The 14,590-nt window shown below is 29.4% G+C and carries 11 protein-coding genes; 7 read left to right on the top strand and 4 right to left on the bottom strand.

What is annotated here, in order from left to right:
• The first annotated feature begins 126 nt into the window (after positions 1–126).
• From MKD41_RS08100 to MKD41_RS08090, 3 genes are all read left to right on the top strand, one after another.
• Positions 127–1,404 carry a hydroxymethylglutaryl-CoA reductase, degradative gene (locus MKD41_RS08100; RefSeq protein WP_240244926.1) on the top strand — a complete coding sequence of 426 codons (1,278 nt, stop codon included), beginning with the start codon at positions 127–129 and terminating at the stop codon, positions 1,402–1,404.
• Between the two features lie 463 nt (positions 1,405–1,867).
• Positions 1,868–2,797: a GYDIA family GHMP kinase gene (locus tag MKD41_RS08095; protein ID WP_240244925.1), complete on the top strand. Its 930-nt coding sequence runs from the start codon at positions 1,868–1,870 to the stop codon at positions 2,795–2,797.
• A gap of 247 nt (positions 2,798–3,044) precedes the next feature.
• A complete protein-coding gene (locus MKD41_RS08090) occupies positions 3,045–4,256 on the top strand; it encodes an NAD(P)/FAD-dependent oxidoreductase (protein WP_240244924.1) in 1,212 nt (403 codons plus the stop codon).
• On the opposite strand, the gene MKD41_RS08085 is transcribed toward MKD41_RS08090, so the two are convergent.
• Entirely contained in the window at positions 4,253–4,762 is a 510-nt protein-coding gene (locus tag MKD41_RS08085) for a DUF456 domain-containing protein (protein ID WP_240244923.1), read from the bottom strand. The two genes, MKD41_RS08090 and MKD41_RS08085, sit on opposite strands and share 4 nt — an antisense overlap.
• A gap of 131 nt (positions 4,763–4,893) precedes the next feature.
• Here MKD41_RS08085 and MKD41_RS08080 point away from each other — a divergent pair, with 131 nt between their 5' ends.
• From MKD41_RS08080 to MKD41_RS08065, 4 genes are all read left to right on the top strand, one after another.
• Positions 4,894–5,265, top strand: coding sequence for a BlaI/MecI/CopY family transcriptional regulator (locus MKD41_RS08080; protein WP_240244922.1), 372 nt, complete (start codon positions 4,894–4,896; stop codon positions 5,263–5,265).
• A gap of 62 nt (positions 5,266–5,327) precedes the next feature.
• Complete coding sequence (locus tag MKD41_RS08075; RefSeq protein ID WP_240244921.1) at positions 5,328–7,217, top strand: energy transducer TonB; 1,890 nt, start codon at positions 5,328–5,330, stop codon at positions 7,215–7,217.
• 10 nt (positions 7,218–7,227) lie between these two features.
• The gene (locus tag MKD41_RS08070) at positions 7,228–8,484 is read left to right on the top strand and encodes a hypothetical protein (RefSeq protein ID WP_240244920.1); all 1,257 of its coding nucleotides are present in this window, start codon (positions 7,228–7,230) and stop codon (positions 8,482–8,484) included.
• 43 nt (positions 8,485–8,527) lie between these two features.
• A complete protein-coding gene (locus MKD41_RS08065; protein ID WP_240244919.1) occupies positions 8,528–8,998 on the top strand; it encodes a hypothetical protein in 471 nt (156 codons plus the stop codon).
• Between the two features lie 131 nt (positions 8,999–9,129).
• On the opposite strand, the gene obgE is transcribed toward MKD41_RS08065, so the two are convergent.
• The 3 genes from obgE to secDF all read right to left on the bottom strand — a co-directional run bounded on the left by obgE (position 9,130) and on the right by secDF (position 14,446).
• Positions 9,130–10,122 (bottom strand): GTPase ObgE, encoded by a 993-nt coding sequence (obgE, locus tag MKD41_RS08060; RefSeq protein WP_240244918.1) that lies wholly within the window; start codon positions 10,120–10,122, stop codon positions 9,130–9,132.
• Between the two features lie 81 nt (positions 10,123–10,203).
• Positions 10,204–11,319, bottom strand: coding sequence for an adenylate kinase (locus MKD41_RS08055; protein WP_240244917.1), 1,116 nt, complete (start codon positions 11,317–11,319; stop codon positions 10,204–10,206).
• Between the two features lie 136 nt (positions 11,320–11,455).
• A complete protein-coding gene (secDF, locus tag MKD41_RS08050; protein WP_240244916.1) occupies positions 11,456–14,446 on the bottom strand; it encodes a protein translocase subunit SecDF in 2,991 nt (996 codons plus the stop codon).
• Positions 14,447–14,590: the final 144 nt, after the last annotated feature.

Genomic DNA, 14,590 nt, shown 5'->3' with positions numbered 1-14,590 from the left:
ATTGTCAAGTTTAAGAAAATTTTTGCATATTACCGTTGTAATAAATCATAAATATTCACTTTTTTATAATTGTTAATTTTAATTTTTATTAAATTATCTTTGCACAAATAATTAAAGTTACATTAAATGTCTAAAACCGTTAATGGATTTTCTAAGCTTACAAAGCTTGAAAAAATAGATTGGTTGATTTCTAATTTTTTTGATGATGATATAAAAGTGAAGCAAATTTTAATGCAGTATTGGAATTCTAACAATAAATTGCAAGAGCTACACGACGATTTTATTGAAAATACCATCTCTAATTTTTACCTACCTTTTGGAATTGCACCTAATTTTGTGATAAATGGAAAAGATTACACCATACCAATGGCAATTGAAGAAAGTTCTGTTGTTGCAGCAGCATCTTTAGTTGCAAAATTTTGGAGTAAGCGTGGCGGGTTTAAAGCCAATGTAGTTGCTACTAAAAAAGTAGGACAAGTTCATTTTATGTATGAAGGTGATAAAGTAAAACTTCAAAATTATTTTTCTGAAATAAAAGAAGATTTGTTAATTGCTACCGATGCAATTACTCAAAATATGAAAAAGCGCGGCGGTGGAATTTTAGACATAGAATTACGTGATAAAACCACAGATTTAGCAAATTACTATCAGTTACACGTTACTTTTGAAACAGTTGATAGTATGGGGGCAAATTTTATAAATTCATGTTTAGAAGCTATTGCAAATAGGTTTGAGAACGAAAGTATTCAAATTGTAATGAGTATTTTGTCAAACTACGTGCCCGAGTGTTTGGTACACGCAGAGGTTAGTTGCAAAGTTTCTGAATTAGGCGGTGAAAACTCGGAATTGTTTGCTCAAAAATTTGTGCAAGCGGTTCAAATTGCAAATGCAGAAACATATAGAGCAGTTACGCATAACAAAGGAATTATGAATGGAATAGATGCTGTTGTTATTGCTACTGGAAACGATTTTAGAGCTATTGAAGCCGGAGCACACGCTTATGCAGCAAAAAGTGGGCGTTATAAAAGTTTGACAAACGCCTCTGTAGAAGATGGAATTTTTAAATTTCGGATTGATATTCCTCTTGCTTTGGGTACTGTTGGCGGCTTAACCAAATTACACCCTTTATCTAAACTATCGTTAAAAATGTTAGGTAATCCTTCGGCAAAAGAATTGATGGAAATTATTGCTGTTGCCGGATTGGCTCAAAATTTTGCAGCATTACGAGCGCTTACAACTACTGGAATTCAAAAAGGACATATGAAAATGCACTTAACCAATATTATAAAACAATTAGGTGCAAATGAGGAGGATAAACAATATTTAATTGATTATTTTGAAGATAAAACCATTACGCACAATGCTGTGGTTGATGCTTATAATAAGTTGATTGGGGAGCATTAACATTGGTGGTTGAGTGAAGTCCAAATTAATTATATTATGAAAAAAGGATTTGTTTATATTTAGTACCATTTTGTTATTCCTGAGCAGGCAGGAATCCATAAAACGAATCTAAATGAAAACTATACATCAATGTTATGTTTATATTTTAGCTAGTAAAATTAGAGGGACTTTAGATATTGGAATAATAAACAATTTACAGTGAAGAGTTTATGAACATAAAACAGAAGTTATTAAGGGTTTAATAAAAAAATATAGGGTAAGTAAATTAGTGTATTTTGAAATTTTTCAAATTGTTAATGAAGTGATAAAGAGAAAAACAATTTAAAAAAAGGAAACGCGATTGGAAAATTAGATTAATAGAAGAAGATAATAAAAAATGGCTTGACCTTTCTAATGATTGGTTTGATAATATTTTAAAAGATTAGTATAGATTCCTGCCTGCGCAGGAATGACAGAGAAAACTATGAAACAATTCTACAGCAACGGAAAATTATTATTAACTGGCGAATATTTTGTATTAGACGGCGCAAAATCTTTAGCTGTTCCAACTACTTGTGGACAAGATTTAACCATTGAACAAATTAATGAACCACAAATAATTTGGCAAAGTTACACAAACACTGGTAAATGTTGGTTAGAAGCTATTTTTGATTTACCAAAATTACGCTTAGTTTCAGCTGATTTTGAAGCAACTGAAGATGGAGGAAATGACACTTTAGCTGAAAGATTAATGCAAATTTTACAGGAAGTAAGGAGATTAAATCCTACTTTTTTAAGTGCAAAACAAGGCTTTTTAATTAAAACAAAACTTACATTTCCTCAAAATTGGGGATTAGGAACTTCTTCAACTTTAATTAATAATTTAGCAAGTTGGGCCGCAGTAAATCCCTATAAATTATTAAAAAATACTTTTGGAGGAAGTGGCTACGATATTGCTTGTGCTCAAAATAATTCACCAATTTTATATACAATAAAAGACATAAACCCATTAGTTGAAAAAGTTGATTTTAATCCAAGTTTTAAAGAGCAATTGTATTTTGTGTATTTAAATAAAAAACAAAATAGTAGGGAAGGTATTAAACGCTTTAAAGATTTAAAAGGAAATTTAACTTCAGAAATTGAACAAATTTCAAGTTTATCTACCCTATTTTTGAATTGTACCAATTTAAATGATTTTGAAAAATTATTAGAAGGACATGAACAACTAGTTTCTAAAACTATTCAATTACAAACAGTTCAAAAAGAATTGTTTTCAGATTATTTTGGACAGACAAAAAGTTTAGGTGCGTGGGGAGGTGATTTTATTTTAGCAACTGGAAATGCCGATACACCAAAATACTTTAAACAAAAAGGGTTTGAAACTGTAATTCCGTATACAGATTTAATTATTTAATTTAGAACTTAACTTACTGTCTTACCTGTGCAGGCAGGTATCCATAGAAAGTGTTTGAAAGAAGACATACATAAAAATAAAAAAAGGCTTAGACTCAACTCAACTGCCAAGAATAGAAAATAATATGAATTGATTATTGATTGAGGGTAAAATAAGTTTAGACTTCGCTTAGCCGACAGAAATAAAGTATTAACTAGTTGAGATTCTGAAATAAGTTAAGAATGTCGAGAATTGTTAAATAAACGAAATGAAGAAAAAAATAATAATAATTGGAGGTGGAGCTGCTGGTTTTTTTGCTGCAATTAATACTGCAGAACTAAATTCAGAATTAGAAGTTGTAATTTTAGAAGGAAGTTCTAAAGTATTGCAAAAAGTAAAAGTAAGCGGTGGTGGACGTTGTAATGTTACACACGCTTGTTTTACACCAAGTGAATTGGTAGAATTTTATCCGAGAGGAAAAAAAGAATTGCGTGGTCCGTTTCATCAATTTATGACAGGTGATACTATGGAATGGTTCGAAAATAGGGGTGTGCCGCTGAAAATTGAAGATGATAACAGAATTTTTCCAGAAAGTAATTCATCACAAACTATTATAGATTGTTTTTTAGAAAGTGCTAAACAAGCGGGCGTCGTTTTAAAAACAAGCACTAGAGTCGATTCTATAGAAAAAAAAGAAGACCAGTTTATTGTTAAAACAAATTCTGAAGATTTTATTGCCGATTATGTTTTAGTTGCAAGTGGAAGTAATACCAAAGTTTGGAATATGATGGAAGTTTTAGGGCATTCTATTGTACAACCTGTTCCTTCGTTATTTACCTTTAATATCACTGATAATAGATTACAAGATATTCCTGGAATTTCAGTTCCAAATGCTTCTGTAAAAGTGTTGAATTCTAAATTAGCAGAAGAAGGTCCATTATTAATTACACATTGGGGTTTAAGCGGACCAGGAATTTTAAAACTCTCTGCTTGGGGTGCGTTGGAGTTTCATAAAAAAGAATACAATTTTGAAATTGAAGTAAATTGGTTGTCGAAAAAACAAGAAGCCATATTAGAGTTTTTAAAATCTCAAAAGAAAAAACAAGCTAAAAAACAGGTGATTTTACGTTCGGTTTTTGAAGAAATTCCAAAGCGTTTGTGGGAGAAATTTGTAATAGCTTCTGAAATACCAAGCGATTCTCAATGGGCACAATTAAGTAATAGCCAGCTAGAAACTATTTCAAAACAACTAACACAAAGTATTTTTAAGGTACATGGGAAAAGTACTTTTAAAGATGAATTTGTTACTGCTGGAGGGGTAGATTTAAAAGAAATAAATTTTAAACGATTTGAAAGTAAATTGCATAAAAATCTATTTTTTGCAGGTGAAATTTTAAATATTGATGCAGTTACTGGAGGGTTTAATTTTCAAAATGCATGGACAAGTGCTTGGATTGTAGCGAATTCTTTAAGGAATTAACCGAAATTAAAAAAAGCACTTTTATATTCCCAAAATATGGAGAAAAACAAACCAGCATAAACTACAGCTGTTATAAATTTTAAGAAAGTTGAGGTTATAAAGCCTATAAAAGAACCAAAGGCAGCTTTTAATGCTTTTTTAGAATCTTTACTGTCTTTTATCATTTCACCAATAAAAGCACCTAAAAAAGGACCAATAATTATTCCGAAAGGAGGTAAGAAAAACATTCCTACAACCAAACCAACCATAGTTCCAATTACTCCATAACGCGTACCTCCAAAGCGTTTGGTACCCATTGCGGGTATAATATAATCTATTAGCCAAATTATAAATGCAATAGCTAAAGTAATTCCTAAAAAAGTCCAATTCATTTGTACGGCATCGGTTAAATGTAAAACCAATAAGGCAAACCAACTTGTAATTGGGCCTGGTAGTACTGGTAAAAACGAACCTAAAATACCTAAAATTAATAATACTACTCCAATAATTAATAGTGCTATATCCATGTTTTTTTAAAATTTAAATTTAAATATAGCTATTTCTAAACAACAATCGTGCAAAATTTATAACTAAAAAATTAGTTTGAACTAAATATTTAGTTATATTTGTATTGTAGAACTAAAAACTTAGTTAAATAATGGAGAAACAATTAACAAAAGCAGAAGAACAGTTAATGCAAGTTTTATGGGATTTAGAAACGGCTTCTGTAAAAGAAATTATTGAACAGTTACCAATACCAAAACCTGCGTATAATACTGTTTCTACGATAATTAGAATTTTAGAAACCAAAGAGTTTGTGGGACATAAAGCCAAAGGAAGAGGGTATATTTATTTTCCTTTAATTAAAAAAACAGACTATAGTAACAAAACTTTACAAAAAATAGTTGATGGTTATTTTGAAGGTTCTTTTAAAAGTATGGTCTCGTTTTTTGTAAAAAAGAATGATGTTGACATTACTGAATTGGAAGCTATTTTAGATAAAATTAATGACAAAAAGACAGAGAAATGATAAACTATATAATACAAGTCGTGCTTTTTCAAACACTATTTTTAGCTGTTTACGATCTTTTTTTGCAAAAAGAAACCTTCTTTAAATGGAACAGAGTTTATTTGTTGACAACTCCAATTTTAGCTTTTATAATCCCATTATTAAAGTTTAAAAGTGTTCAGCAATCCATTCCTCAAGAATATATAGTACAATTACCAGAAGTAGTTTTAAATCCTGGAGAAGTATTTATACAAGCAACTAACAATACAAGTACTTTAAGTTATATTGAACTACTATTTTATGTTGGTTTGGTGTTATTTGCAAGTATTTTTTTAATTCGCATTTTTAAACTTTTTAAACTCATTGGAACGAATGAGATTATAAGTAAAGATTTTTATAAACTTGTAATTTTAAAATCGAAACAATCTGCATTTTCTTTCTTTAATTACATATTTATCAATAAAAAGTTGTTAGAAGAAGAGCAGTTAGACATTATTGAGCACGAGTTAATTCATTGTAAGCAAAAACACAGTTTAGACTTATTATTTTTCGAAATTTTAAAAATTATAATGTGGTTTAATCCGCTAGTGTATATCTACCAAAACAGAATAACCTTATTACACGAGTATATTTCCGACGCTGAAATAGTGAAAGAAACTGACAAAAAATCGTATTTCAATAAATTGCTTTCTATCACTTTTAATGTAGAAAATATCTCATTTATCAATCAATTTTATAAACATTCATTAATAAAAAAACGCATTGTCATGATTACTAAAAACAAATCACAAAAAATAAAACAATTAAAGTATTTACTATTGATTCCTTTGTTGGTGGGAATGCTAACTTATACATCTTGTATTGATGAAGCTAATGATGAGTTATTTGAAATGGAAGCAGCTTTGAATAATGTAAACTCTGAAGATTTTAAAGGTGGAATATATTTCGATTTTGAAATTGGTAAAACTTATGTGGGAAATAGTTTGATGATTGGACGTTATTTAGAGCTTAGTGAGTATACAGAAAAAGAAAAAGAGATCACCGAAAAATTTAATAATAACGAAGAATTATTGTATGACCATGTAGTTTTGTTAGATGAAAATGATGTAAGAGTAAATTGGTTTCGTCCAAAATCTTTAAGAACAGAATCAAAAACAGAATATGAATATGTTGAAGGAGATGATGTGCCTTTTGCAATTATTGATGAAGTTCCTGTTTTTCCGGGGTGTGAAGGATCAAAAGAAGAATTAAGAACGTGTTTGCAAGAGAATATTACTATGCATGTAAATAGAAATTTTAATGCAGGTTTGGCTAATGATTTAGGGTTAACAGCTGGTGTTAAACGTATTTTTGTAATGTTCAAAATAGATAAAGAAGGGGATATTGCGGAAGTAATGGCAAGAGCACCACATAAATCTCTTGAGGAGGAAGCTATTAGAGTTATAGAAAGTTTACCAAAAATGGAGCCAGGTAAACAAAAAGGTGTTGCTGTTGGTGTTAAATATAGTTTGCCAATTGCTTTTAAAGTTGGTGGAGCTAATGCTTCTCCAGAGCAATCTAAAAAAGCAAAGGAAGATTTTATAAATGGGAAAAAGGCAAAAAAATATGTTGAAGGAGACGATGTGCCTTTTGCAATTATAGAAAATGTGCCGGTTTTTCCTGGGTGTGTTGGTACAAATGCGGAATTGAAACAATGTTTAATAGAAAATATTACAGAACACGTAAATAAAAACTTCAATTCAAACTTATCTAAAGGTTTGGGATTAACATCTGGTGTAAAACGAATTTTTGTAATGTTTATAATTGATAAAGAAGGGAATATTACGGATGTAGATGCAAGAGCACCACACCAATCTCTAAAAGAAGAAGCTATTAGAGTTGTACAAAGTTTGCCAAAAATGGAACCTGGTAAATATAAAGGGAAAGCAGTTGGTGTTAAATACAGTTTACCAATAGCCTTTAAAGTAAGTTAATAGTTGTTTTATGAAAAAGATTTTAATTCCATTATTGTTTATTGTAGCAATTTTAAAAACCGAAGCGCAATCTTCGGTTTTTGTGGTTGTAGATAGTTTGTTGATAAAAGGAAATTATCAAAAAGCATTAAAATTGTTAGAAAATGAAAAAGATAAAAACACACGAGTACTTGAAAAAACAGCAGATATTTACCAAACTATTGGTAATTATAATAAGGCAATTACTACTTATTCTGAAGCATTAGAAATTGAAGAAAAAAATCAGCTTAAAATTAAATTAGCAAATGTATTTTCAACTTTGGGCTATAAAAATAAAGCCATTAATTTATACGAAGACGTTTTTAAAAAAGATTCATCAAATTTATTAGTTGCCTATAGTTTAGGAAAGTTATATTTAAAAGAAATGAAACCTAAAAGAGCTTCGGAATTATTTAGATATTTAAAAACTCAAGATACATTAAATCCAAATTACCCGTATCAATTAGGAAAAGCATTGGCTTTACAACGTAAGAAAATGCAAATGGGACAAAGTTATCTAGATGCTTTTAATATTGATACATTGCATTTAAATAGTATTTATGAAGTTGCTAAATTTTTTAAAACTATAAATGTTAGAGATTCTTCTAGATTATTTATTGAAAAAGGTTTACAAATAGATTCAACAAATATTAATTTTTTACAGTTAAAAGCAAACGATCAGTATTTTAGTAAAGAATTTGAAGAAACTATTGAAACCTTAAATAAGTTAGAGGCATTAAACTATAAATCTGTAAATACCTACGAAATGTTTGGGATGAGTTATTTTAATTTAAAACAAATTGATTCAGCAGAGGTATATTTTAAAAAGGCACTTAAATTAGACCGTATGAACCCTAAAATTCTATATCGTATGGCAACATTAGCATATCAAAAGAAAGATTTTAAAATGGCAGAGCTTTACATTTTTCAAGCAATAATGTATAGTAAACCCGAGCTAGATAAAGAATATATGCTTCTAGGAATTATAGCCAAAGAACAAAAGGATTATAAAAAAGCAGTAAGATTTTTTGATGAAGCTGTAAAAAATAACTATAATAATGAAGATGCACTTTTTGAGTTGGCTTTTGCTTCAGATATGTATTATGAAGATAAAAAAATTGCTTTAAAACATTATGAAAAATTTATAGAACGTTTTAAAAGTAAAAATCCCGAATTAACTAAATATGCTAATGGTAGAATTAAGGAAATAAGAAAGAAATACTTTATTGAAGGGGTTATTGTAGAGTAAATCAAAATGTTGTATTTTCACCGATGCGAATTAAACAATAATTTTGAAACAATTTTTTATAATAATTTTTAGTGCTTTTTTACTTTTATCTTGTTCTTATTTTGAAAAAAAATATAAAAAAGAAGAGATTCAAGAAGTTGATACTATTGTAGATTATAGTTCTATAGATAGTTTTCCATTATTTCCTTCGTGTGATAGTATTCCTTCAGAAGATAAACAAAAAATATGTTCTCAAATTAAAATTTCTGAGCATATTTATGCTTCTTTAAAATCGCATCAATTTATTACTGAAAATAGTTTAAACGACACCATTTTAGTGAAATTAGAAGTTGCCAAAAGTGGTGAAGTTTCACTTGTAAATATTCAATCTTCTGCAATTATTCAACAAGAAATTCCTAAGTTAGATAGTTTAATTGCTGATGGGATTGATAAATTACCAAATTTAAAACCTGGAATTAAACGTGGTATACCTGTTAAAACTGTTTTTAGCTTACCAATTATTTTGAAGAATTAGATTTGTCCGTCAAGGTGAGATGCTGAAACGAGTTTAGCATGACACGTTTTTTATGCAGCTAATTTATACTATAAATAAAGTAATATTGTCATTCCTGCATAGGCAGGAATGACAACTAACTTAATAAAAAGTTATTCATTCAACAATTGCCACAAATTATCTTTTAATTCAGTTAAACCTTGTTGAGCAACAGATGAAATAAATAGTGTTTTTATCCCTTTAGGCAGTTCTTTTTTTAGTTCTTCTTTTAACTCATCATCTAACATATCAGATTTAGAAATAGCAAGTAATCTGTTTTTATCTAATAATTCTGGATTGTGTTGTTTTAATTCATTTAAAAGAATTTTGTATTCTTTTTGAATGTCATCTGAATCAGCAGGAATTAAAAACAATAAGATAGAATTTCGTTCAATATGGCGTAAAAAACGATGTCCTAAACCTTTTCCTTCTGCTGCACCTTCAATAATACCTGGAATATCGGCAATTACAAAAGTTTGAAAATCGCGGTATTGTACAATTCCTAAGTTTGGTTTTAGGGTTGTAAAAGCATAATCTGCAATTTTTGGTTTTGCAGCTGTTAAAACAGATAATAAGGTAGATTTACCTGCATTAGGAAAACCAACCAAGCCAACATCTGCTAATAGTTTTAATTCTAATTGAAACCAATTTTCTTTTCCTTCTATACCTGGTTGTGCATAACGAGGAGTTTGGTTTGTAGAAGATCTAAAATTCCAGTTTCCCAGTCCACCTTTACCACCTTCTAATAGAATTTGTTCGGTATTTTCTTCTGTTATTTCAAACAAAATTTCTTGGGTTTCACTATCTCTTATAATTGTTCCTAAAGGTACTTCAATATAAACATCTTGTCCGTCTTTACCACTACTTCTAGATTTAGCACCATGGCCACCATGTTCAGCTCTAAAATGCTTGTTGAATTTTAAGTGAAAAAGCGTCCATAAATTTGGGTTTGCTCTAACAATTATATGTCCACCACGACCACCATCACCACCATCAGGGCCACCTTTGGTAATATATTTTTCTCTGTGTAAATGGGTAGATCCACCACCACCATTTCCAGAGCTAGCATATACTTTTAAATAATCAACAAAATTTCCTTCAGTCATCTTTTATAGTGTTCTTACCAATATAAGAATCTTTATTTTAAGCATTTCTAAGTTTAATTATTGTTTTAATAAACAACAATATTATATTTTATCAAATACGTTGCTTAAACGTTTTGTTATATCTTCAATGGCACCAACACCATCTACACCAAAATATTTATTTTGGTTATCGTAATAATCTTTTAAAACAGCTGTTTTTGTATTGTACTCGTTAAAGCGGTTTCTAATTTTAGATTCATCTTGATCATCGGTTCTTCCACTTGTTTTACCGCGTTCTAAAATACGTTGTACTAGTAAATCTTCAGAAACTTCAAGAGCTATCATACCATTAATAGCTTCGCCTTTTTCGGTTAAAAATTCATCTAAAGCTTTTGCTTGAGACTCTGTACGAGGAAAACCATCAAAAATAAACCCGTTAGCACCTGCATTAAGTTCAACTTCAGCTTTTAACATATTTATGGTAATATCATCAGGAACTAAATTTCCACCATCCATATATTTTTTAGCCAATAGACCTAGTTCTGTTTTATTTTTAATATTGTATCTAAAAACATCACCAGTTGAAATATGAATTAGTCCATATTTATCTTTTAAAAGTGTTGCTTGTGTTCCTTTTCCTGCACCTGGAGGTCCAAATAAAACAATGTTTTTCATAGTTGGTTTTGTTGTAAGTTGGTATATATCTGCTAGATTTCTTCCAATTCCGTCATAATCTAATCCATATCCAACAATAAATTTATCTGGAATTTCTATTCCAATATAATCGATATTAAGTTCTTTTTTGAAAACATCTGGTTTAAAAAACAGTGTCGCTATTTTAAGTTCTTTTAATTTTTTATCTTCAAAAATCGAATATATTTCTTGGAGTGTATTACCAGTATCTATAATGTCTTCTAAAATTACTACAGTTCTTCCTTCTAAATCTTCATTAACACCTACTAACTGTTTAATTTTACCTGAAGAAGATGTGCCTTGGTAAGAGGCTAATTTTACAAAAGAAATTTCACATTCACCGTTATATTGTCTAACAAAATCGGCAACAAACATAAAACAACCGTTTAGTATTCCAATAAAAATTGGTCTTTCATCTTTGCAGTCTGTATAGACTTTTTTTACTAAAGATTTGGTAGCCTCTTGGATTTGCTCTTTTGAAATATAAGATTTAAAATACTTATCGTGTAATTTAATAATGCTCATTTTTATGCTTTGTTACAAATTTAATAATCAATATACAAAAATCAATTCAAATGCAGATTTATTTGTTGATTTGAAAATAGAAAAACCGTTTTGAAACTCAAAACGGTTTTATGAAATTTATTCAGTTTAAATTCTACTATTTTTTAGAATCTAATTTTTTTACTGTATCGTACATGATAGGAGATGCAATAAATAATGATGAGTAAGTACCTACAACAACACCTACAATTAAAGCAAACATAAATCCTTTAATAGAGTCTCCACCAAATAAGAAGATTGCTAATAATACAACCAATGTTGTTAATGATGTATTAATAGTTCTTCCTAAAGTACTACTTAACGCTTTATCTACTATTTCAGAGAATTTCCAAGAAGTATGGATCCCTGTAAATTCACGAATTCTATCAAAAATTACCACGGTATCATTTAGTGAGTATCCTACAACTGTAAGTATGGCTGCAATAAATGATTGTCCAATTTCCATATCGAAAGGTAATATTTTATAAAGTAAAGAAAATATAGCTAATACAATTAACACGTCATGGAATACTGCAGCTACAGCACCTAAACTAAATTGCCATTTTCTAAATCTAAATAAAATGTATAAGAAAGTAATTAATAAGGAACCTAAAATAGCCCATCCTGCAGCTGTTTTAATATCATCTGCAATAGTTGGTTCCACTTTAATAGAACTCATAATACCTACTTTTCCAACACCATCGTAACCAGGTTTAAATTGTTCTAAAGTTAAGTCTTTAGAATAATATTTTTTTAATCCGTTAAATAATAAAGATTGTACTTCATCATCAATATGGCTACTTGCTTCTTCTTCTATTTTATATTTAGTTGTAATTTTTAATTGACTAGCTTCACCGTAAGTTTTAACCTCAGGAGCACTTCCAAAGGCATCTTTTAAAGTTTCAGAAACTTCGCTTGCATTTGTTGCTTTATCAAATTTTACTACATAAGTTCTACCTCCAACAAAATCTACACCGTAATTTAATCCGTTAGTAAATAATGAAATTAAACCAACAACTATTAAAGTTCCAGAAAAAATGTATGCAATTTTTCTTTTTCTTAAGAATTCTATATCAATTCTATGAAACCAGTTTTTAGTAATATTTGTATCGAATGTAAATAACTTACCTTTTGCAGCATACCAGTCTATTAATAAACGGGTAATAAATATTGCTGTAAATAGAGATGTTACAATACCTACCATTAAAGTGTATGCAAAACCTTTTACTGGCCCAGTACCAAACACATATAAAATAATACCAGTTAACATAGTAGTAATATTGGCATCTATAATAGCTGATAAAGCTCCTTTAAAACTAAATCCGTGGCTAATTGAAGCTTTTAGACCTTTACCTTTAATAAGTTCTTCTTTAATTCTTTCAAAAATAATTACGTTTGCATCTACAGACATACCTATTGTTAAAATAATACCTGCAATACCTGGCAATGTAAGTACCGCTCCAAATGCAGTTAAAATACCAAATATAAATAGTAGGTTAACAGCTAAAGCTACATCGGCAAATGCACCAGCTTTTCCATAGTAAAAAATCATCCATATTAATACTAATAATAATGCTAAAGCAAATGAACTTAAACTACTATCAATAGCTTTTTGACCTAATGAAGGACCTACAATTTCTGATTGAATAATATGTGCAGCAGCAGGTAATTTACCAGCTTTTAAAACGTTTGCAATATCTTGAGCTTCTTCAACGGTCATACTTCCTCCAGAAATAGAAGTTCTTCCGCTTGTAATAGCAGTATTTACTGATGGTGCTGTATATACATAATCATCTAAAACTACAGCAACAAATTTTCCAACATTTTCAGTTGTCATTTTTCCCCATAATCTAGAACCAGCAGCATTCATAGTCATACTTACTTCAGGGCTTCCTGTTTGTCCGTATTCTTGACTAGCATCTTCAATTACGTCACCTTCAATAGGTGCAACATCTTCTCTGTTAGATTTAATTCCGTATAAGTAGATTAACTCTACACTTTCTCCAGTTGCTGTTGTACTTGTAAAAGATTTAGCATCCCATAAGAACTTAGCATATTTCATTTCATTTGAAAGTAATGATCTTACTTCTCTTAAGGCTAAGTAAGAATTAACTTTTGCAGTATCTAACACTTTAGCTGTACCAATTACAGAAGATATTTGGTTTTGGCTTTGAGGGATACTTGGAGATAATACTGAAAATAAGTTTTTAGTTGGAGTTGCGTTTAAGGAATCAGAAACCTCACCTAATAAATCGTCTAAGTCGTCTTTAGCAGTAGTTGTATCTTCTTCTTCAGTTTCTGTTTTTAATATGTTTTCTACTACAGTATTTGCTGCAAAAAAGAAGTTTGCAGTTTCTTGGTTACTGTATACTTCCCAAAATTGTAATTCTGCAGTACTTTGTAATAATTTTTTTACACGATCAATATCTTTTGCTCCAGGTAATTCAATTAAAATACGTCCAGAATTTCCAATACGTTGAATGTTTGGTTGTGTAACACCAAATTTATCAATACGACTTCTTAATACTTCAAAAGCAGTATTTACAGAACCAGTTACCTCGTCCTCTATAATTGGCATTACTTCAGCATCTGTAAGTTTAAAATTTATTTTTTCTCTTAAAGATTTGTTACCAAAAATACTTGGGTCACTTAATTTAACTGTTCCATTACTTGCTTTTTCGAATTCATCAAAAAACAAATCTAAATATGTTCTATCACTACTTCTTTGTGCTTCAGTAGCTTTCGCTAAAGCTTCGTTAAATACTGGATTTTTAGATTCATTAGATAGTCCAATTAAAATATCTTTAACAGATACTTGTAAAATAGCATTAATACCACCTTTAAGGTCTAATCCTAAATTTAGTTCTTTGTCTTTAATGTCATTATAACTAAATTGGGCAAAACCTAAATCAATTACAGGTTTATTAGCAACTGAGTCTAAATATGCTCTTTCTAAGTTTGCTATTTCTTTTCCGTCTTCTGATTTTGATTCAGCATACATCTTTGCTTTATCTTCAACACCATTTGTAAACCAAGTAAATGATAATTGGTATAAACTTACTAATCCAAATAGAATAGCGAATAATTTTATAAGTCCTTTATTTTGCATTTTACATTAATTTGATAAGAATTCATTTGTTATAAACGTGCAAATATATAATTTCAAACAGAGAATGCCAATACTTTTTTAGCTTTTTATCCTTATAACTTATCACTTCTTAAAATACTGTTATTCTCAGCTCTTAATTTTGTA

The organism is Lutibacter sp. A64, from assembly GCF_022429565.1.
Classification (GTDB): Bacteria; Bacteroidota; Bacteroidia; order Flavobacteriales; family Flavobacteriaceae; genus Lutibacter.
Note: the sequence above shows the minus strand (reverse complement) of the source record. Positions and strands in the feature narration are given on the sequence as shown.

Excerpts from the sequence above, each read along its gene's own strand:
- MKD41_RS08100 (WP_240244926.1), top strand. The coding sequence starts at position 127 with ATGTCTAAAACCGTTAATGGATTTTCTAAGCTTACAAAGCTTGAAAAA.
- MKD41_RS08070 (WP_240244920.1), top strand. The coding sequence starts at position 7,228 with ATGAAAAAGATTTTAATTCCATTATTGTTTATTGTAGCAATTTTAAAA.
- MKD41_RS08090 (WP_240244924.1), top strand. The coding sequence starts at position 3,045 with ATGAAGAAAAAAATAATAATAATTGGAGGTGGAGCTGCTGGTTTTTTT.
- MKD41_RS08095 (WP_240244925.1), top strand. The coding sequence starts at position 1,868 with ATGAAACAATTCTACAGCAACGGAAAATTATTATTAACTGGCGAATAT.
- MKD41_RS08085 (WP_240244923.1), bottom strand. The coding sequence starts at position 4,762 with ATGGATATAGCACTATTAATTATTGGAGTAGTATTATTAATTTTAGGT.
- MKD41_RS08055 (WP_240244917.1), bottom strand. The coding sequence starts at position 11,319 with ATGAGCATTATTAAATTACACGATAAGTATTTTAAATCTTATATTTCA.
- MKD41_RS08080 (WP_240244922.1), top strand. The coding sequence starts at position 4,894 with ATGGAGAAACAATTAACAAAAGCAGAAGAACAGTTAATGCAAGTTTTA.
- obgE (WP_240244918.1), bottom strand. The coding sequence starts at position 10,122 with ATGACTGAAGGAAATTTTGTTGATTATTTAAAAGTATATGCTAGCTCT.
- secDF (WP_240244916.1), bottom strand. The coding sequence starts at position 14,446 with ATGCAAAATAAAGGACTTATAAAATTATTCGCTATTCTATTTGGATTA.